Raw genomic sequence first — 20,836 nt, forward strand, 5'->3', positions numbered from 1 at the left:
ACACAACAAGTTTGTTTTCAGTAATACAAGTTCTGTTTTAGGGTTCTTTTTTTTAAATTTAGTACATCAAAAAGGGAACACCCTAAAACCCGACTGCGTATGAAATTTAAAACCGTTTACTGCATATTTCTCTTACTTTTTTCAGGGGGTGTAATCCTGGCACAGAATGTTGATATTCCGGCAAAAATAGATTCGCACAGCTTTGACCCTGCGGCCCTTATTTGGCTTAATAAACCCGCCGCTAAATGGAGCGATGCAATCCCTGTTGGTAACGGGCGCCTGGGCGCCATGGTATATGGCGATGCTGCTGATGAAACCATCCAATTGAACGAGGATACTTATTGGACGGGTGGACCCTACTCCACTGTAGTTAAAGGTGGTTACAAGTATTTGCCAATGGTTAGAGACCTGGTTTTCCGTGGGAGATTTAAAGAAGCGCAAACACTTTTTGGCCGGAAGCTAATGGGATATCCTGTAGAACAGCAAAAATACCAGTCGCTTGCCAATCTCGTGTTCCATTTCGAATCAACAAAAAGTGTTACCGGTTACAAGCGCTGGCTTGACCTGGAAACCGGCATTGCCGGAGTAAGCTATAACAGCGGAGGCGTTACCTATAAAAGAGAAGTTTTTTCATCCTATCCGGATCAAATTATTGCCGTAAGGCTTACAGCCAGCAAACCGGGAAGTATTTCCTTTACCGCCAATTTAAGAGGGGTGCGCAACCAGCAGCACTCAGACTACGCAACAGATTACTTTAAAATGGATGGCCTTGGCAACAACGGCCTGGTGCTTACCGGAAAGTCTGCCGATTATTTAGGTGTTGCCGGTAAGTTAAGGTACGAGGCGCGTTTAAAAGCCATACCCGAAGGCGGAAGGGTATTTGTAAACGGCACCGACCTGGTTGTTGAAAATGCAGATGCCATAACCCTGTACTTTGCCGCCGCAACAAATTTTGTGAACTATAAAGATATAAGCGCCGACGAACATACAAGGGTGAACGATTATTTGGAAGGCATAGCAGCGAAATCTTATGAAAGTATTAAAGCAAGTTACCTGGCAGATTACAGGAACCTGTTTAACAGGGTTAACCTTAAATTACCGGTTACCGCAAATTCATGGGCGCCTACGGACGAAAGGCTTGCAAGCAATACCATAACGCCCGACCCGGAGCTGGCTGCGCTGGCTTACCAGTTTGGCCGCTATGTATTGATCTCATCTTCGCGCCCGGGTACGCAGGCAGCAAATTTGCAGGGAATCTGGAATAATGATATGAACCCATCCTGGGATTCAAAATATACCACAAACATTAACCTGCAAATGAATTACTGGCCGGTTGAATCAGCAAACCTTTCGGAATGTGCAGCGCCACTGATCGGGCTAATGAAAAACATTACGGATCAGGGCTCGCAGGTGGCTAAAGAAAATTATAATTGCCGGGGCTGGGTTTCACACCAAAACACCGACTTGTGGATGGTAGCAGCCCCTATGGACGGGCCAACATGGGGCACTTTCACCACTGGTGGTGCATGGTTGTGCAATGCCCTGTGGGACCATTATTTATACACTGGCGATAAAAAATACCTGCGGGATATTTACCCGGTAATAAAGGGATCGGTTGATTTCTTTATGGACTTCTTGGTTACAGACCCTGAGAAAAAATGGCTCGTCACCAACCCTTCATCTTCCCCGGAAAACTTTACCGGAAGTCCCGGCAACGAGCCCTACTTTGATGAAACTACCGGCAGTATAGTTCCTGGCACAACCATTTGCGCTGGATCATCAATTGACATGCAGATAATTACCGACCTGTTTGCTAATTATTCAAAGGCTGCAGCCGTATTGGGCCTGGATGGCGATTATATAACGAAGGTAAATGCCACAAAAAACAGGTTGCGCCCCCAGTTAATTGGTAAAGATGGCACATTACAGGAATGGACAGAAGACTGGGGGCAGCTTGAAAAAGAGCATAGGCATGTATCTCCGTTGTACGGATTATATCCCGGAAACGTATTTTCGGTAAAACAGACGCCGGGCTTTATTGACGCCATAAAAACGACACTGAATAAACGTGGCGATGGCACCAGCGGCTGGTCGCGGGTGTGGAAAACCGCCTTATGGGCCAGGTTACGCGATGGAGACAGGGCAAATTCGATAATGAAAGGATATTTTAAAGACGAAACATTCGTTCAGCTTTTCGCCAAATGCAGCGGAGCCATGCAAATTGATGGCACTATGGGGATAACAGCCGCTATCACCGAAATGCTTGTGCAATCAAACCATGGTGTAATTGACCTGCTGCCTGCCCTCCCAACCGAGTGGGACACAGGTGAATTTAAAGGGGTACGCACTACGGCTGCATTTGAGCTTGATATAAAGTGGCAGCATAATAAATTATTATCTGTAAAAATATTATCAGGACAGGGACAAACGTGTCATTTATTTGCAGCAGAAAAATTCCAGATAACGCAAAATGGAAAAAAGATAAAAATGGAAAAACTGAAGGATGGATCCGTACAATTTCCGACAACAAAAGGTTCCGTTTACGAGCTGACAGCTATTCGAAACGGATAACGCTTACATCAATTCCTGGTCCTTTTTTTCGTGGTAGGTTTTATAAGCGAGGTAATAAAAGAAAATAGAGATAATAATGTTAAGCACCAATCGTGGATAATTTAACACGGGGTAGGTAGTTACCGCCTGGTAAATAGTTAAAGCTAAGGCAAGCGTGGCGGCTATTAAATAAAGGACAAGATATTTAGGATTCATACTATTTAGTTTTTACTTACAACCCAGCCCTTTATTGATTTGTTTTTAAAAAGCAGCCTTTCTTAAAGCAAATTTTTAAAAAAAAAGCTTTAAACCGGGCACATTTTATAGCCGGTTTAAAGCTGCCGAATTCAAATATAGTTATTAAAACAAATACTATTAGTACGATTTAATTTTACGACCGCTATTGGCAGCTGCGTACTCTTCAACAGGGTAAGTTTTATAAGCCAGATAAAAGAAAACCATATCCGGGAATGCTATTAATAACACCCTGAGCGGATTAATATCCGGAAACGCGATAAGTACGTCATACGCCAGGAAAATAAATCCGGCGAAGGCTATCATCAGGTACAATGAACGGTATTTTGGATTACTCATAATGCTGAACCGAAACGTCTTAAAGAATCGATTATAACTATTACGTTAATCACCTAAGAAAAGTTCCGTCGCTGTACAATTAAGTTTTTCCGTTTATTTTTTCAATTCGTACTTAGCAGGTGCCACAGCTGTTTTTTTGAATATTGTGGCTCCTAAAGGCGGCACCGTTATCATAATGGAGTTATCCCTACCATGCCAGCTAACTGGCTCGGTAGCTAACGGATTAGTATTTTCGACACCGCTTCCCCAGAAAGCTTTCGCATCTGAATTAAAGATTTCACTCCATTTACCTTTAGACGGCATGCCAATCCTGTATCCATGGTGGGTTATCGGGGTCATATTGAGCACGACAACAAGGTCATTTTCGGCATCGTGCCCTTTACGGTTATAGATCAGGATAGAATCGTTTGAGTTACCGCCGTCAACCCATTCAAAGCTACTCCATTCAAAACCTTTTTCATATAATGCAGGCTCATCCCTGTATAAATGATTTAACGCTTTAACAGTGGCCTTTATCCCCTGATGATTTGGATATTCAAGTAAATACCAGTCCAGCGAATTTTGGTAGTTCCACTCCGTTCCCTGCCCAAACTCAGCCCCCATAAACAGCAGCTTGGTACCGGGATGGGTAAACATATAGCTATAAAGCAAGCGCAGGTTGGCAAATTGCTGCCACTCATCGCCTGGCATTTTGCGCAACATTGATCCTTTACCATATACTACCTCATCATGCGAGAAAGGGAGCATAAAGTTTTCGGTAAACGCATAGATCAGGCTAAAGGTTATCTGATTGTGATGATATTTACGATATAAGGGATCAGTTGAAAAATACTTGATCGAATCGTGCATCCAGCCCATCATCCATTTCATTCCGAAGCCCAGCCCGCCTGTATAAACAGGGCGGCTTACCCCTGTAAACGAAGTTGACTCTTCGGCAATGGTTTGTGTATCCGGAAACATGCTGTAAACAGCCTCGTTAAATTCTTTCAAAAACGAGATCGCTTCCAGGTTCTCATTACCTCCGTAGATATTTGTTTCCCACTCACCATGGTTACGCGAATAATCAAGGTATAGCATGGACGCGACTGCGTCAACACGCAAGCCGTCGGCATGATACCTATCTAACCAAAAAATAGCGTTACTTATCAAAAACGCACGAACTTCGTTACGTCCGTAATTAAAAATATATGACTTCCAGTCGGGATGGAAGCCTTTGCGTACATCAGCGTGTTCATACAGATGTGTTCCGTCAAAATTATAAAGCGCATGGATATCGCCGGGAAAATGCGAAGGTACCCAGTCCAGTATCACCCCTATCCCCGCCTTGTGTAATTGCTCAATAAGGTACATCAATTGCTGTGGGGTGCCATAGCGTGATGAAGCAGCAAAAAAACCGGTGATCTGGTAACCCCAGCTTGGATAATAGGGATGCTCCATAATCGGCATAAACTCTACATGTGTAAAGCCCATTTCCGTTATATACGGCACCAATTTATCAGCCAGCTGATCGTATGTTAAAAATTCATCCGGGCTTTCATGATTCCTGGCCCAGGAGCCGATATGCATCTCGTAAACTGAATAGGGCCTGTTAAGTCCGTTGTGACCTTCACGGCCAGCCATCCATTCAACATCTTTCCATTCATAATAAGTATCGGCAACAATGGATGCTGTTTTGGGGGCAACTTCCCAGCGTAATGCAAAAGGATCACTTTTTTCAAGGTCTTCGCCGGTTGATGATCTGATGTAATATTTATAGGTTTCGCCTACGCCAACATTTGGGATAAATCCTTCCCAAATTCCTGATCCATCCCATCGTACAAACAAGGGGTGCGACTCGCGATTCCAGCCGTTAAAATTTGCTATAAGGCTAACATGCTGCGCATTAGGCGCCCAAACGGCAAAATAAGTTCCAATTACACCTTCAAATTCAACTACGTGTGAACCAAACTTTTCGTATAGCTTGTAGTGCTTACCCGATTTAAATAATGCAATATCAAAATCAGTAAAACGACTGTAGGGCTCAACCGCATTTAAAATTGCTTTAGCTTCTACCTCTTTTTTTGCCACGGCTTTTGGCCCGGCTGCTGCTACTTTTTTACCTGCAATTTTAGCGTTAGCAACTGTTTCTTTCGGAACATCTGCCTTTGGCTTAACTGTTTTTTTTGCTGCCGCAGACTTAGCCGCAGGCTGTGCAGGTTCCGTTTGATCGTGTTTTTTTGCCATAGTATAGAGCAGCCGTAACGGCTGTGAGATGTCAAGTAAGCGTGTATAATTGGTTATAAACAAATATAGCAATAAGAGGTTGAGGATTTCTTTTTATAAAATGATAAACTTACAAAGTTTTAAATACTTTGTAAGTTTATCATTATTTCGCATTCAACTAATCGCTCATCACCCGTCTCTATTTAACTATCTCAATCTGCTTAAAGTTTTTGGTAAATTTAAATTCAACGCATTTATTTTCGTCAATGCTGTATGGAACATCTTTGCCGTCGGCCAATATTTTAGTTGGCGCAAATGGTAATCCTATAATATTAAAATGATAGCTTTCATAGCGTGGGGTATAAAGCCCTTCCATCGTTTGCTGAACCGTTAAAACAGTACTTTTACCGCTAACTACAAACTTTTTCTCCAGGTAAATATCCTGCTCATAAGCAAATGTTTCGCCGTAATCTTCAAACAAAAATGAGTTCACCTCGTAATTGCTATAGTATATATTAAGCTTAACTTCTTCTATTTCCTTTTCGCCCACATATTGCATTACAGGGTATTCTGGAATAACAGATCCTGCTTTAACAAAAACAGGAATAGTTTCCAATGGCGTAGGCACGGTCACTTCCTGCCCTCCGTCAACCATCTCATAAGTCCAGAAATTGAACCATTTGCCTTTTGGCAGATATACCTTACGACTTTGCTGACCCGGCTCCAAAACAGGACAGATCAGGATTTTATCCCCGTAAGTAAATTCATCCTGTCGGAAATGATTGCTGATCTCATCCTGCTCCTGCATCACTACCGACCTTAAGATAGGGAAACCATAGCGATGATGTTCCCAAAAAGTAGAGTATAAATAAGGTAACATGCGATAACGCAGCTCAATAAATTTACGGTTAATATTAGTAAAGGGCGCGCCAAAGCTCCATGGCTCCCGCTCCTTGGTATCGCCGGCAGAATGCGCCCGCATAAAGGGTGAAAAAGTACCCATCTGAATCCATCGGGTAAACAGTTCGCCGTCGGGCTCACCGCTAAAACCGCCTATATCTGTTCCGCAAAACGAGATACCTGATGTTGATAAGCGCTGCATCTGGATGTTACCCAGCTTCAAATGCTCCCATGATGCTACGTTGTCACCCGTCCACACGGAAGAGTACCGTTGCACGCCTGAATAACCTGCCCTTGTTATGGTAAAGGGGCGCTTGTTCTTCATCAGCTTACGCAAACCTTCATAAGTTGCGCGTACCATCTGCATGCCGTAAACATTGTGTGCTTTGCGATGCGATCCGCGGAAACCATCATACTGATGACGGACATCATCAGGAAAAGTACCTGCACCAAAAACGGCAGGTTCATTCATGTCGTTCCACACCCCGGCTACGCCTAATTGTACAAGTTCATCAAATAAACCTCCCCACCATTCCCTCACCTCGGGATTGGTGTAATCAGGAAACTGGCATCTACCCGGCCAAACATGCCCCTCCATAAAGTAATCATCGCAACGGCGACAGAAATACTTTTTCTCCTTCCCCTCCTTAAATACCGCATAATTATCATCCACACGAATCCCCGGATCAATAATAACCACCGTTTTAAAGCCATCTGCCGCTAACTCTTTGATCATTTTTTTAGGATCAGGGAAATATTTGCGGTTCCAGGTAAAACAACGGTACCCATCCATATAATCAATATCGAGGTAGATCCCGTCGCAGGGGATTTTGTTTTCGCGGAAGCCATTGGCTATTTTCCTCACTTTTGCTTCGGGGTAATAGCTCCACCTGCACTGGTGATAGCCCAGCGCCCAAAGCGGCGGCATAGGGTGCGTACCTGTTAGTAAATGATAGCTTTTTACCACATCCATCATATGCGGACCGTGGATATAATAATATTGCAGTTCGCCGCCATCAGCCCAAAAACTTGTTTTGGTGGTGTCCTCGGCACCAAAATCAAAATGTGCCTTAAAAGTATTATCGAAGAATATACCATGCGCTATTCCCTCATTTAAGCTAATATAGAAAGGAATGCTGCGATACAGCGGATCCTGGTTCCAGGCAAATGAGTAGGCGTCCGTGTTCCAGTTTTTCAATCGTTTACCGCGCAAATTAAGCTCGGTAGGTTTATCGCCAAGCCCGAAAAAGCTTTCTTCCTTATGGCAGGTTTTAGTACAGTAAACGTAGTAGCCGCCAAACTTAACGTTCTCTTCCCAATGCATAGGCACAGCGTCGGTACTTGTAATGTGGTTTTGGCTATCGGAAAAGGATATAAAAAAATCATCCTTACGGATATGGCAGTTTACTACATTTGTTGAAACGCGAAACTCGCTTTCATCTTCATGCAAGGCAAAAACTATAGCCTTTTGCTCTAGTTTAGGTACGGCGTATGAAAATTCCTCTAAAAAAACGCCGTGGGGTGCCAATCTCACCCTTATAATCTCATCCGTAACTACAGTAACCTCAACTTTTGCATCACCATCTGTAAAATAAAACTTATTCTCCAGCTGATCAGCCCTGTTGGGTACGCCAAGGTATTTTTTGATGATCGGTTTTATCCCATCAGCGGGATTATTAAGGTGATGAAACTCTTCTTCCTCTTCTTCAATTAATCTATTAGCCAGCAGTTCCTGATTTACTATATTCTCTTCCATTAAAAAATTTTAGTCTCTATCCCTCAAATATGTACAATGTGTATCTTATACGCAAGATACAATAATACGTTTTTAAATAAAACCTTTTTTTGGTGTTAGGCCAGGTGTTTAGTTAAATACGAAGTATGCTTGCGGTTTTACAAAAATCAGATTATAGCATTATTTCAGGCGGTTTCTATTATTTGGATCTCTTTACCGTCCTCAACTCTTAAAACAGATAAAGCCGCCAAAAACATAAATACACCCGCCACTACCAATGCGTAAATAGCATGTCCGTTATAAAAATACTTTACAATAGGGCCTCCTATAATGCCATTAACAATTTGCGGAAAGGTTATAAAAAAATTAAAGATGCCCATATAAACGCCAATCTTTTTTGCCGGGATGGTGCTTGAAAGTATGGCATAAGGCATAGCCAGGATACTGCCCCAGGCTAAACCTATTCCAACCATAGGTAATATAAGCAAATAATCGTTTTGGATAAAAAAGATAGAGATCAATCCCAGGCCACCCATTGTAAGCGAGAAAGCATGTGTTTTTTTACGGCTGCTGTACCTTACTATTTTGGGGAGCAGCAACGCATAAATTGCCGAAACTGCGTTATAGATCCCGAACAACACTCCTACCCAGTTACCCGCATTGTTATAAGTTACAGACGACGTATCATTTGCCGGGATATGATAAACATGGTCTGCAATGGCAGGGGTGGTAAATACCCACATAGAAAATAGCGCGAACCACGAAAAGAACTGCACTAAGCCTAACTGTTTCATCGCCTTTGGCATATTGGCAAGGTCCGAAATAATCTCTGCTATCCCGCTTTTCTTTTCTTTGCCTTTTGGTTCCGCTTCATGGAATTTGGCATATTCTTCCGGCGGATATTCTTTTGTTTTAAAAACTGTCCATAAAATACTGGCTATTAACACAATGCCACCGGCGTAAAACGAAAATAGCAGGTTATTGGGCACATGGCCGGGTGCAGCCGTTTTGGCAATCCCCAGCCAGTTGGCAAATACATAAGGCAACCACGAACCAATTACCGCGCCTACCCCTATCAGGCAGGTCTGCATCGAAAAACCAGCATCATGCTGGCTATCCGGCAGATTATCGGCAACCAGCGCCCTGAAAGGTTCCATCGCTACGTTAAAGGATGCGTCCATGATCATCAGCATACCCGCACCAACTACTATAGGTGGAATAATAGCGGCCAGCATAGATGAGTTAGGCATAAAAAATAAGGCCAGGCCTGATAATATGGCGCCGGTTAAAAAATATGGCCTGCGGCGGCCAAGGCTGTTCCAGGTCCGGTCGCTGTAGTGCCCGATAATAGGCTGAACGATCATCCCTGTTATCGGTGCTGCCAGCCAGAACCACGACAAATGTTCCACATCGGCACCAAATGTTTGCAGGATGCGGCTGGCATTTCCGGTTTGCAGAGCGAAGCCAAACTGAATCCCCAGGAAGCCAAAACTCATGTGAAAGATCTGCCAAAAACTCATTTTGGGCTTTTGCAAAATGCCGTGTGTTGCCATAATTATTTAGTTATAATTGGTCATTAAGTCATTAGTGACACGATTAAGGCATTGCCCGAATTTTCAGGATTCAGTTACAATTTCCAAATCCCTTAAATCGATCAAATCCCTAAATCCCGGTTAGAATTCCAGCAACATTCCGCTAGATGCCGGTAATGTTAGCTCAATTCCATTATTTATATTAGTTGTATTGTAATTGGTTCCGCTTAACAAATCCTTAAACTCTTTGGCACCGCTCAAATTCAATTGCTTAAGCAAATCATCGGGCAGTTTAACGGTCAGGGTTTGTTCGTTCCGGTTAAAATTGGTTATTACTAATATACGTTGTTTGCCTGTGTAACGAAGGAAAATATACAGCCGCGTATTAAAGCCCGGCTGACGCTCATTATTTACCATCAGCTCATAAAAGTTCCCGGTTCTTAACGCGTCGTTACTATGCACAGCGTTTAAAAGGCGACCGTAAAAATCGCGGAGTTTTTTTTGATCCGCAGATAACTGCCCACCATCAAATTTTGCATTGTTAAGCCATTTTTGATGTTCGGGTACTCCCCAATAGTCAAATATACTGCTCCGGCCATCATTCCCGCTAAAGCCCTCGGCGCCTTTGGCCGGTTCACCTACCTCCTGGCCAAAATATACCATCACGGGGCCCGTTGATAATGTTGCAGAAACAATCATACCCGGTACCGCAAGCCACGGGTTGCCTGCAAAATCAGCAGAGGCTATGCGCTGCTCGTCATGGTTTTCCATAAAGCGGAGCATATGCTGGTCTATCCCATTGCTATCGTTATGCCAAACATGGTTAATATCCCATGTTGTTGCATTTGCTTCGTTACGCGTTAACCTTTTTATCGCATCGTAAAGGCCAACTTTATCATACAGGTAATCGAATTTGCCTGTTTCAATATATTTTTTATAAAGTGAGCTGTTATAGGCTTCCCCGATAAAAACAAGGTCGGGGTATTTAGTTTTTAATTTAGGGATTACCCATCCCCAAAACTCAAATGGCACCATTTCCACCATATCGCATCTGAAAGCGTCCACACCTTTGGCAGCCCAAAAATCCAGGATATCATACATTTTATTCCATAGCGGTGGCGTTGGTGTAAAATGCTGTGCATGGTTGTTCTGATAATCCACTCCATAATTTAATTTCATGGTTTCAAACCAATCGTTGATTGAAGGCGATGCGCTGAAAACATCGTTACCCGTTGCTTTTGCTGGATGCTCATCAAATTTACCATCCTTTAGCGGGCTTTTAAATTCATCGCCACCGGGATTATATCCTGAGGGTACCACAAAGCGCTGCGCAGGAATATAATAGAAATCATTTTTAGCGCTGAATGCCTGCGTGGTATCATCATCCTGGCCAAAATCCCTAACGCCGGCTGGTTTTACATCTGATGAATAAGTACGGGCCACATGGTTTGGTACGCAATCCATAATAACCTTAAGGCCATTTACATGTGTCCGTTTAATCAAAGCTTCGTATTCAGCCATCCGATTTTTTACATCAACCGCCAGGTCGGGATCAACATCGTAATAATCTTTTATAGCGTAAGGAGATCCTGCACGCCCCTTTACAATATCAGGATCATCAGCTTTAATTCCAAAAGCGGAATAATCCGTCATGGTGGCATGCTCAATTACGCCGGTAAACCAAACATGGCTAAAGCCCATGCTTTTGATGGCCTGTAAAGCTTTGTCGCTGATGTCGTTAAACTTGCCGGAACCATTTTCTTCAATAGTGCCGTATTGCTTGTTAACCGTTTTAGTATTCCCGAATAAACGGGGTACTAACTGGTATATAATTAATTTATGATCAGTTGATGGTTGTTCCATTTTTCTTTTTTTTGCCGGATGGGCTGATTGCGAAAATGTAAGGCAGGGCATAAGCATTGCCCAAACTAACATTACAAATTTTCCTGTCTTATCACTCAGCATTTCATTATCATTTATGCCTCAACCAATAACTCATCATTTGCTTTTACCGTTTGCTCCTTATCATAAACCAAAACACTGGTTTCAGTACCCGACAGGTTTTTTATCTGCACACCGTTCTTGCTTACTTTTATATTAAGTATAGTACCGCGGAAACCGATATGGAAAGAGAACGACTGCCATTTAGCCGGAAGAAAAGGCTGGAACGACAACTTGCCGTCAATCACCCGCATTCCGCCAAAGCCTTCAATTACCGACATCCAGGTACCTGCCATCGAGGTGATATGGCAACCATCTTCTGTATCGTTATTATAGTCGTCCAGATCTAACCGTGCTGTGCGCAGGTAAAATTCGTAGGCCCTAGCCTCATCACCCAATTTTGCGGCTAAGATTGCATGCACACATGGGGATAGTGATGATTCATGCACCGTGCGCGGCTCGTAAAAATCAAAATTACGGCGAATGGTTTCCAGGTCGTACTGATCTTCAAAAAAATAGATCCCCTGTAAAACATCGGCTTGTTTGATATAACATGAACGCAGGATCCTGTCCCAGCTCCATTTTTGATTAATAGGGCGATCAACTGCAGGCAGGTCCTTAACCAGGATCTGCTCTTTATCAAGGTAGCCATCCTGTTGCAAAAATACCTGTTGCTTCCCGTCATACGGATAGTACATTTTTGCAACAATATCCTTAAAACGGGCAGTTTCTTCCGCTTCTTTAAAGCTGATCTTAGCTACCAGGGCGGCATATTTTGCAGAGTCAGCTGTTTTCACCATTGCAACCACTTCCATGGTATATTTCATACACCAGGTAGCAAGCGTGCTGGTGTACCAGTTGTTGTTAACGTTGTTTTCGTACTCGTTTGGCCCGGTTACGCCCAGCATTACATATTGCTGCTTATCGGCAGACCAATTGACCCTTTGCGACCAAAAACGCGCAATAGCTATCAGCACTTCCAAACCATAATCGGCCAGGTAAGCTTCATCAGCTGTATAACGCACATAATTGAATATCGCGTAAGCAATAGCGCCGTTGCGGTGGATCTCCTCAAAAGTTATCTCCCACTCGTTATGGCATTCGGTACCATCCATGGTTACCATAGGGTACAGGGCAGCACCATTATTAAAGCCAAGCAACTTTGCATTTTCAATAGCTTTGCCAAGCTGCTTATACCGATAAAGCAGCAAATTTTTTGTAACCTTTTGATCAGCAGTTGAAAGGTAAAAAGGTACGCAATAAGCTTCGGTATCCCAGTAGGTTGAACCACCGTACTTTTCGCCGGTAAACCCTTTGGGGCCAATATTTAGCCGGTCGTCCTCACCCGTATAAGTTTGATTAAGCTGGAAAATATTAAACCGGATAGCCTGCTGTGCAGAAACATCCCCTTCAATAATGATATCATTCATTTTCCACTTTTCGGCCCAGGCGGCAGCCTGTTCCTGCAGCATCGCTTCAAAACCTTTTTTGCTAATGCGCACTAAGGTTTCTTTTAATTTTATAAGCAGGTCTGCAGCCGCGTAATTTTGCGACGAAAGGTTAGCGGCATATTTTATGATGGTGATGCTTTGGCCTTCAGTTGTCTGCAATTTAAATTTCGCAGCTATATATTTTTCCTTGGTTACGGCCTGGGTGTTCAGCTTTACGGGGGCGTTATTTTGTAACACGCTGATCAACATCCCGGTTGCGACTTCAAAGCCTGTTTTTTTGGTGCGCATTTGAAGGAAACCACCGTCATTCCAGCTTTCTTTTTTTATTTCGTCCCAAAATTTCTCATCGTAGTTGGAGTCTTTATTCACTACATCGCCGTCAATAAACGGGGTGATAGTTAATGATTCCGAAAAATTCAAAGGGGTGATGGTATATTTTATAGCACCGGCTTCATCATCAACCATGCTGCAAAAACGGATAGCTTCTACTTCAACAATTTTGCCGGATGCCGTTTTTGCAGTAAAATTTCTTTTGAGATAACCCGCCTGCATATTAAGCTCGCGCCTGAAGGTTATTACTTCGCATTTGGCCAGATCAAGCTGTTCGTTTTCAATATGAATATCAATACCTACCCAATTGGCAGCGTTAAGTACTTTTGCGAAGTATTCAGGATAACCATTTTTCCACCAGCCTACACGGGTTTTATCAGGGTAGTAAACCCCCGCAATATAATTACCCTGCAGGGTTTCACCACTGTATGCTTCCTCAAAATTAGCCCGCTGTCCCATTCTGCCATTTCCAAGGCTAAAAATACTTTCGGATACTTTATTATGATGCGGGTTAAAACCTTCTTCAATGATCTTCCACTCATCAACTTCAATGTAGTCCTTCATTCTTTATTATAATTGTGTCTTTGTATCTTTTAAATATTTGTTATTGCGAGCGTTGCAAGCGCTTGTCATTCTGAGCAGAGCGAAGAATGACAAAAGGAATTTATTAGTTCTTATTGCAACGACAAGGGTTTTAACTTTATAATTTATCTAATTTCTCCAAACTCATTTTATCCAACCCGCTCACTACCAGGTCAGCTTTATTAAGCACATCCGGCGAACCTATGCCCACTACCTTCATTCCGCCGTTTATGGCTGCGTCAACACCTGCAATAGCGTCTTCAAAAACCACGCATTCCGCAGGCGTAACCCCAAGGGCTTCGGCGCCTTTTAAAAACACTTCCGGATCAGGTTTGGCTTTACTTACATGGTTACCGTCAACAATGGCATCAAACAGGTGGGCCATATTAATTTTTGCCAGTATGGTGTCCGAATTTTTACTGGCCGAGCCCAATGCCGTTTTGATTCCGGCTGCTCTGCAAGCTTCTAAAAATTCTTTCGCCCCAGGCAATATTTCGGCAGGCGTCATGCGGTTTATCATTTCCACATACCAGGCGTTTTTGCGGGTCGCCAGTTCCTGCTGCTCCGCTTCGGTTTTAGTTACATCGCCCAGTTCCAATATTATTTCCAAAGAGCGTACACGGCTTACGCCTTTCAGTCTTTCGTTATCATGTTCTGTAAAATTAATCCCGAGTTCATCAGCTAATCTTTTCCAGGCTTTAAAGTGATAAACGGCGGTATCAACAATAACCCCATCCAAATCAAAAATACAGGCTTTAATATTACTCATTTTATTTAGTTCGCAAATTTAATTAATTAGCGCTTAGTTAATTACAGATTACCCCAAGGTATCCATTTTTACAAATTCCCTAATTAATTGTCAAAAAATCATCGTTCAATTATTAAATCCTAAATTACCTGCTATTAGCCAAATCTAAAACCAATGTTGATTTTGCACCCAAAGTCAGCTTATCAAGGTCCACATTTTCGCCTGTAACTACGTTTTTAGCGCTTTTAACGCCCTTTATCCGTTCGTTATAACGGGCGGTGCCTGTAGTTTGCTCTTTATCAGTGCTGTTATAAACTACCATCACTGTTTTTTTATCATCATATCTAAAGTAAACATATATTCCATTTTCAGGGAGATACTGTATCATTTTTCCGGTTTGCAAAACAGGCGTATTTTTCCGGTAGTTAGCCAATTTACGCACGTAGTTAAATGCGTCATTTTCCTTTTCATTGCGCCCTTCGGCAGTAAATTTATTCTTCTTGTCACCATCCCATCCGCCGGGAAAATCTTCCCGCACCAAACCATCAGGATTGCTTAGGTTTTTCATCAGGATCTCATCCCCATAATACATTTGCGGCACACCGCGCAGGGTCATCAGCATAGCCATAGCCGACTTATATTTATTTACATCCTCCCCAACAACTGACAGCACACGGCTCATATCATGGTTATCCAAAAATATGGTATTACGGGTAACATCCTGGTACATAAAGTCCTGTGCCAGTATATCATACAGGTGGGTAACACCGCTGTCCCAGCCATCGTTGCCGTTCAGGGCTTCATAAATCGCGTCTTTTACAGCAGCATCAGTTACCGCGGGTAAATGGGTATCAAAGCCACGGTTTACAGTGTTGCCCTGGGTAAAGTAAGCCTGCGTAAACGGCAATGGCGTAAGCACTTCACCAAAAATAGTCATCCGCGGAAACTCGGCTTTAACATCTACTGCCCATTTTGCCATATAAGCCGGGTCGTTATATGGATAAGTATCCAGCCTTAAACCGTCAACACCAGCGTACTCTATCCACCAGATATGGTTTTGCGTTAAAAAATTCTGCAGGTATGGATTATTTTGGTTCATGTCGGCCATGCGGCGGTCAAACCATCCATCAAGCATTTGTTTGCGGTCCGCAGCCGATGCATGCGGATCCATTACCGCCTCATACTTAAAGTTCGACCGGGTGTATTTTGGCCATTGATGCACCCAACTTTTCATCGGCATATCCTGTATGGTATAACCTTCGGTACCGGCGTGATTATGCACCAGGTCCATCACTACCTTCATACCCATGCTATGGCATTTGTCCACAAACTTCTTATACAGCTCGTTGGTACCATATCGTGCATCAATTTTATAATGATCTGTTACCGCATAACCATGGTAGGACGCGGCAGGTTCATCATTTTCAACAGCCGGGGTTAACCAAATGGCGGTAACACCCAGGTCTTTCAAATAATCCAGGTGGTTCATTATCCCTTGCAGGTCGCCCCCGTGCCGGCTAAACATAGAATCGCGGTGGATTCCCTGCTCACGCATGTTTGCAAACGAGTCGTTATTTTTATCGCCGTTAGCAAAACGGTCAGGCATAATCAGGTACATGAGGTCCTTATCGGTTACGCCTTGAATCCGGTCTGCCGAATGGTTGCGGGCTTTCAATGCATAACTATAAGTTAATGGCTTTTCACCCGCTTTAATAAATTTTATCGGGAACGTTCCCGGTGTTGCCCCTGAAAAAATGCGCAGATCAAGGAACAAGTAATTCGGATTTTCAACTTTGTGCACCGCAACAAGCTTTACGCCGGGGTAGTTCAGCTCTACTTTGCGGGCTGCAATATTGTTGCCGTGTACGATCAATTGCAGGTTAGGATTATGCATCCCTACCCACCAAAACATAGGTTCTACACGATCCAAAGCAGGAATTTGTGCAGACGAGCCCAGTGCCATAGCCAGGCAGCAGGCTGTAAAAAAAAGTAATTTTTTCATATCTGGTTTAACCGGTATATAATTGGGCGGCTTTGATGGTATTTCCGATCAACCGCGTTTCAAATTTAAAATAAAATTGATTGGTTGTATCAAAAACTGAAATTTAGTTTGTACGGGGTTATTGGGGGCGGATTTCACTATTAATTAAAAGTTTCAACAGTCAATAGCACCTGCATAATATTAATAGCGTTACGGGCGCTGGTTACTGTTATTGAAAGCTTTTCAGGTATTCCTCTTCCGTTCCCATCCCCATCTTTTTTCTTAAAGCATTTACAGATTTGGGGTATTTTAAAGGCAATGGCGTCGATTTATGGGTTTTAGGATCAGTGCGCACCTGTGTACCGTAAATCTGCTTTTGTTTTTTATTCGCTAAAATGCGGTCAGTCAAATAGGCATAATTCTCTTTGCTGGCGTTATTTTTCGCGACCTCAATTTTTAACAGCCGTAATACCTTTTCCTGGAACGGGATATCATCATCGCAATGCTGGATGATCCAAAAGAAAGTGTCGGACTTCCCCCCTGCCAAATTATAGCCAGGATAGCCATATTTATTGATGATGGCCTTTGCCTTTACCTCGTTTATGCTATCGCTCTCGGCCCATTTGCTTTCAATGGTTTCCTGGTCGTATTGTGTCGGTACTTTTTTTACGGCTTTAGCGTATTCCTTGCGCCAAAACTGGTCCGCCTTAAACATGGAATCTATCTTTTGGATCAGCAAGGTATCATGTTTTGCTGTTTGGGCAGACGACTGGATGTTGAAAACCGCCCAGGTGAGAATGATTATAGCTAAAGTTTTCATACCTAGAATTTAAAACTAAATATATAGTTATTAAACCAACTTACCAAAAAAAAAAGAATTTATTAGCGTAACCTAAAAGTTACCTATATATTTAAGTAACCCCAAAATTTAACGTAATGCACAGAGATACTTTGATGTTTATGGAAGCCGGGTGGAAAAAGGATATTTCGCGCCGCCTGGGTAAAATATTAGATAAAATTAGATGAGAGCTGTATTAGACCTCTTTCAGGCAATTGCCGACCCCAGCAGGCGCCAAATTTTGATGCTGCTTACCAAAGAAAAGCTAAGCATTAATACGCTTGCCCGTAACTTTGATCTGAGCAGGCCGGCAGTATCCAAACATATTAAGGTTTTGTATGATGCCGGGCTGATATTAATAACAGACCGGGGTCGCGAACGGTATTGTGAATTAAAACCTGATGGTTTTGACGGAATAAATGAATGGCTTAACTTCTTTAACAAATTCTGGAGAAATAAGCTGCAAAATTTAGAGAATTTATTAAACCACCATAAAAATGAAAGCAATTGAAATTATTTCCATCCCGGTTACCGACCAGGCGCGGGCAAAGGCTTTTTATAAAAAGCTTGGATTCGAAGTTATTGTAGAAGCACCTTTTGGCAACGGGCAGCAATGGGTACAAATGGGTTTCCCCGGCCAGGACACCTCTATTACCCTTGTAAACTGGTTCCCGGAAATGCCAGCCGGCTGTGTGCAGGGTTTTATTATTAAAACCGAAAATATTGAAGACGACGTTAAGGAGCTAACGGAAAAAGGTATAAGCGTGGGTAAAATCGACAGTACGCCCTGGGGTAGATTTCTGCCGGTTAAAGATCCTGATGGCAACACGTGGAGTTTCCACGAGAGTTAAGGAGATTACTGTTAGTTGTGCTTGTAAAATGGTTGATAGTTCATGGTAGCTGCAGTTCTGTTTTTTTGCCATGAACTGTGTATAATGCCCCATGAGCTATTACCTTTCCCAACCGTGAACTAAAATATCATTTCCAATCCCTGCACAAACATCTTACCTTTAAACTCTATTTTAAAATATGGCAACAGAAGTTAAATGCCCAAGCTGTGGATTTGGGTTCCCTATAGAAGAAGTGATGGCCGAAGAGTACAAAAAGGAACTTCGGGTTAAAATGCAGGAATATACCCAGCAAAAAGAAGAGGAATACCGTAAAAAGGAAAATGATTTTGTAACGAGGGAAAAGCAGCAGGCACAAATGTTTGAACAGCGCTTTGCCGAAGAAAAAAAGCAATTGCAGCTTACTGTTGAGCAAAATCTGCGTAAATCTATAGCCACTGATTTTGAGAATCAAATGCTGATGCTGCAAAACAGCAACAATGAAAAAGAGGAGAAATTAAAATTAAGCAGGCAAAAAGAACTGGAGTTTTTACAAAAGGAAAAAGCTTTGGTTGACAGGGAGGCGGAACTTGAACTGGCGCTGCAGCGGAAACTACAGGAACAGCGGAATGAGCTTACCGAGCAAATAAGAAAACAGGAATCAGAGAAATTCAACCTCAAAGATACCGACTACCAACTGAAAGTTAAAGAGCTGGAAAAGCAGCTTGACGACCAGAAAAAACTGGCCGAAGAGATGAAACGCAAAGCTGAACAAGGTTCAATGCAGTTACAGGGTGAAGCACAGGAACTGATCCTCGAGGATTTGCTTCGCGTAAATTTTCCATTTGATGTAATCAGCGAGGTTGGTAAGGGCGTACGGGGAGCTGATTGTGTGCAAACCGTGCGTAACCAGTTTGGCCAGGAATGCGGGCGGATTATTTATGAAAGCAAGCGTACCAAAGATTTCGGAGCCGACTGGATAGAAAAATTAAAGAAAGACATGCGCAGCATTGGCGTTGATGTAGCAGTAATAGTGAGCCAATGTTACCCTAAAGGGATGGATTGCTTTGGTGAGAAAGATGGCGTATGGATCTGCTCATTTGATGAAGTGAGGGCCGTAGCATATATACTTCGGGATGGTATCCTGAAGCTGAGTAACCTTGCAAAATCCCAGGATAATAAAGGTGATAAAATGCACCTGTTATACGATTACCTGATTAGCAGTGAGTTCAGCGAACAATGGAAAGCCATCCGCGAGGGGTTTTTGAGTATGCGGATGAGTATTCAAAAAGAACGAGATGCGATGGAAAAACTCTGGAAGGCCCGCGAAAAGCAGCTGGAAAAAGTGTTGCTGAATGCCGCTCACATCCAGGGATCAATAGAAGGGATCGCCGGAAGCGACGTGATTCAACTGAGCCTAACCGACGATGAAGATGCACTGCTGCTGGAATAACTAAACCCTCATTTACCGGCAAATTTGTTTTTAGGCGGGTGGCTTATTACGGCCCCATGCTTGCGTTTATTTGATTTTTTCCGTTTTCCAAACCATATAATAAAACCGGTTGCCGGTAATCCGGCGCAAATCAGGCTGGCTGAAAAAGCAATGATCTTACCTGTTATTCCAAGAATCTGCCCCACATGAATATCATAATTCATGTCGTTCATTTTCATTCCGGGGCTTTTGCTGGTATGAGGTAAGTACTGCAGCTGTCTTCCACTGTATTTATCAAAAGTGTAGCTGTCGCTTTTGTAATAATGCAGGGTTTTGGCATAAGCTGTTACTCCTACTGCACCTGACATAGCATTGTCTTCATAAATTAAGAACATTTGGGCCGCCGGCGACCTATTTTGCACTTCTGCAAATGCGCGGTCTATTACCGGTTTACCTTTCGTTATAACTTTTAATAGTGAGTCTGATTTTGGGGCTGTCTTTTCTGCAGTATAGATTTTGCCCTGATTAGCCGTGTTGTAAATCCCGTCGCGCATCCAGTTAAACGTTATGGATAGCCCTGTTACAGCTAAAATAATAGCTACACCAGTGGCGTAAAAGCCAAGCACGTTATGCAAATCGTAGTTTACCCGTCGCCAGCGGCCATTCCATTTTATTGTAAAGCTGCGTTTCCGATCGGTTTTACGCTTTGGCCACCACAGCACAATACCCGTTATCATGATCAAAACAAATAGGATAACAGAAATGCCCACTATTAAACTGCCAATTTTTGGTGGCAATAACAGGTAGAGGTGAATGTATTCAACAATAATAAAAAAGTTAGTCTGTGGGTTTTCAGTATGCGTAATCAAGCCTGTGTACGGGTTCATAAATACATACTGTAAACCAAGCTTTGGCTCATTTACGAGTACGGCTGCAGGGCGGTCTTTACCATAATAATAAATATAGTTTGCCGTACCGCCGGGATAGCTCTTAAGGGCAGTCTGCTTTAAAACCGATGGTGCCAAATAAGGGCCGTTTTTAAATTCAACTTTCCTGTAGCTATGAACAGCATCCTGGATCTCGTCCTGGAAACAGAAGATACAACCCGTAACGCTTACAATAAACACCACCAGCCCGGTTATAAAACCAAGCCAGCGGTGCATAAAAAGTATAGTCTTTTTAAAAGAGGTCAT

Annotated in this window: 15 protein-coding genes; 4 read left to right on the plus strand and 11 right to left on the minus strand. The window is 42.8% G+C overall.

Annotated elements, in window-relative coordinates:
* Positions 1 to 99: 99 nt before the first annotated feature.
* Positions 100 to 2,571: a glycoside hydrolase family 95 protein gene (locus tag MuYL_RS17195; protein WP_094571733.1), complete on the plus strand. Its 2,472-nt coding sequence runs from the start codon at positions 100 to 102 to the stop codon at positions 2,569 to 2,571.
* Positions 2,572 to 2,574: 3 nt separating this feature from the next.
* Here the strand turns inward: MuYL_RS17195 and MuYL_RS17200 are convergent, their stop codons facing one another.
* The 10 genes from MuYL_RS17200 to MuYL_RS17245 form a co-directional block, all read right to left on the minus strand.
* The gene (locus tag MuYL_RS17200) at positions 2,575 to 2,766 is read right to left on the minus strand and encodes a hypothetical protein (RefSeq protein ID WP_094571734.1); all 192 of its coding nucleotides are present in this window, start codon (positions 2,764 to 2,766) and stop codon (positions 2,575 to 2,577) included.
* Between the two features lie 159 nt (positions 2,767 to 2,925).
* Positions 2,926 to 3,144: a hypothetical protein gene (locus tag MuYL_RS17205; RefSeq protein WP_094571735.1), complete on the minus strand. Its 219-nt coding sequence runs from the start codon at positions 3,142 to 3,144 to the stop codon at positions 2,926 to 2,928.
* Between the two features lie 93 nt (positions 3,145 to 3,237).
* Positions 3,238 to 5,367 carry a 1,4-alpha-glucan branching protein GlgB gene (gene glgB / locus MuYL_RS17210; RefSeq protein ID WP_094573000.1) on the minus strand — a complete coding sequence of 710 codons (2,130 nt, stop codon included), beginning with the start codon at positions 5,365 to 5,367 and terminating at the stop codon, positions 3,238 to 3,240.
* Between the two features lie 178 nt (positions 5,368 to 5,545).
* Positions 5,546 to 8,002 (minus strand): glycoside hydrolase family 31 protein, encoded by a 2,457-nt coding sequence (locus MuYL_RS17215; RefSeq protein ID WP_094571736.1) that lies wholly within the window; start codon positions 8,000 to 8,002, stop codon positions 5,546 to 5,548.
* 164 nt (positions 8,003 to 8,166) lie between these two features.
* The gene (locus tag MuYL_RS17220) at positions 8,167 to 9,534 is read right to left on the minus strand and encodes an MFS transporter (protein WP_211710179.1); all 1,368 of its coding nucleotides are present in this window, start codon (positions 9,532 to 9,534) and stop codon (positions 8,167 to 8,169) included.
* Positions 9,535 to 9,654: 120 nt separating this feature from the next.
* On the minus strand, positions 9,655 to 11,376 hold the full coding sequence (locus MuYL_RS17225; RefSeq protein ID WP_245845597.1) for an alpha-amylase family protein: 1,722 nt from the start codon (positions 11,374 to 11,376) through the stop codon (positions 9,655 to 9,657).
* Between the two features lie 113 nt (positions 11,377 to 11,489).
* Positions 11,490 to 13,799: a glycoside hydrolase family 65 protein gene (locus MuYL_RS17230; protein ID WP_094571738.1), complete on the minus strand. Its 2,310-nt coding sequence runs from the start codon at positions 13,797 to 13,799 to the stop codon at positions 11,490 to 11,492.
* A gap of 136 nt (positions 13,800 to 13,935) precedes the next feature.
* Entirely contained in the window at positions 13,936 to 14,586 is a 651-nt protein-coding gene (gene pgmB, locus MuYL_RS17235; protein ID WP_094571739.1) for a beta-phosphoglucomutase, read from the minus strand.
* A 124-nt stretch (positions 14,587 to 14,710) separates the two neighbouring features.
* Positions 14,711 to 16,567 carry a glycoside hydrolase family 13 protein gene (locus MuYL_RS17240; protein WP_094571740.1) on the minus strand — a complete coding sequence of 619 codons (1,857 nt, stop codon included), beginning with the start codon at positions 16,565 to 16,567 and terminating at the stop codon, positions 14,711 to 14,713.
* A 208-nt stretch (positions 16,568 to 16,775) separates the two neighbouring features.
* On the minus strand, positions 16,776 to 17,366 hold the full coding sequence (locus MuYL_RS17245; RefSeq protein WP_094571741.1) for a DUF6624 domain-containing protein: 591 nt from the start codon (positions 17,364 to 17,366) through the stop codon (positions 16,776 to 16,778).
* 202 nt (positions 17,367 to 17,568) lie between these two features.
* On the opposite strand from MuYL_RS17245, the gene MuYL_RS17250 reads away from it, so the two are divergent.
* The 3 genes from MuYL_RS17250 to MuYL_RS17260 all read left to right on the plus strand — a co-directional run bounded on the left by MuYL_RS17250 (position 17,569) and on the right by MuYL_RS17260 (position 19,664).
* Positions 17,569 to 17,895 carry an ArsR/SmtB family transcription factor gene (locus tag MuYL_RS17250; RefSeq protein ID WP_094571742.1) on the plus strand — a complete coding sequence of 109 codons (327 nt, stop codon included), beginning with the start codon at positions 17,569 to 17,571 and terminating at the stop codon, positions 17,893 to 17,895.
* On the plus strand, positions 17,882 to 18,235 hold the full coding sequence (locus tag MuYL_RS17255) for a VOC family protein (protein ID WP_094571743.1): 354 nt from the start codon (positions 17,882 to 17,884) through the stop codon (positions 18,233 to 18,235). Before MuYL_RS17250 ends, MuYL_RS17255 begins: the two co-directional genes overlap by 14 nt.
* Before the next feature lie 178 nt (positions 18,236 to 18,413).
* A complete protein-coding gene (locus tag MuYL_RS17260) occupies positions 18,414 to 19,664 on the plus strand; it encodes a DUF2130 domain-containing protein (protein ID WP_170309763.1) in 1,251 nt (416 codons plus the stop codon).
* 8 nt (positions 19,665 to 19,672) lie between these two features.
* On the opposite strand, the gene MuYL_RS17265 is transcribed toward MuYL_RS17260, so the two are convergent.
* Positions 19,673 to 20,836 carry a PepSY-associated TM helix domain-containing protein gene (locus MuYL_RS17265; protein ID WP_094571744.1) on the minus strand — a complete coding sequence of 388 codons (1,164 nt, stop codon included), beginning with the start codon at positions 20,834 to 20,836 and terminating at the stop codon, positions 19,673 to 19,675.

This window comes from Mucilaginibacter xinganensis, assembly GCF_002257585.1.
Taxonomy (GTDB): Bacteria; Bacteroidota; Bacteroidia; order Sphingobacteriales; family Sphingobacteriaceae; genus Mucilaginibacter; species Mucilaginibacter xinganensis.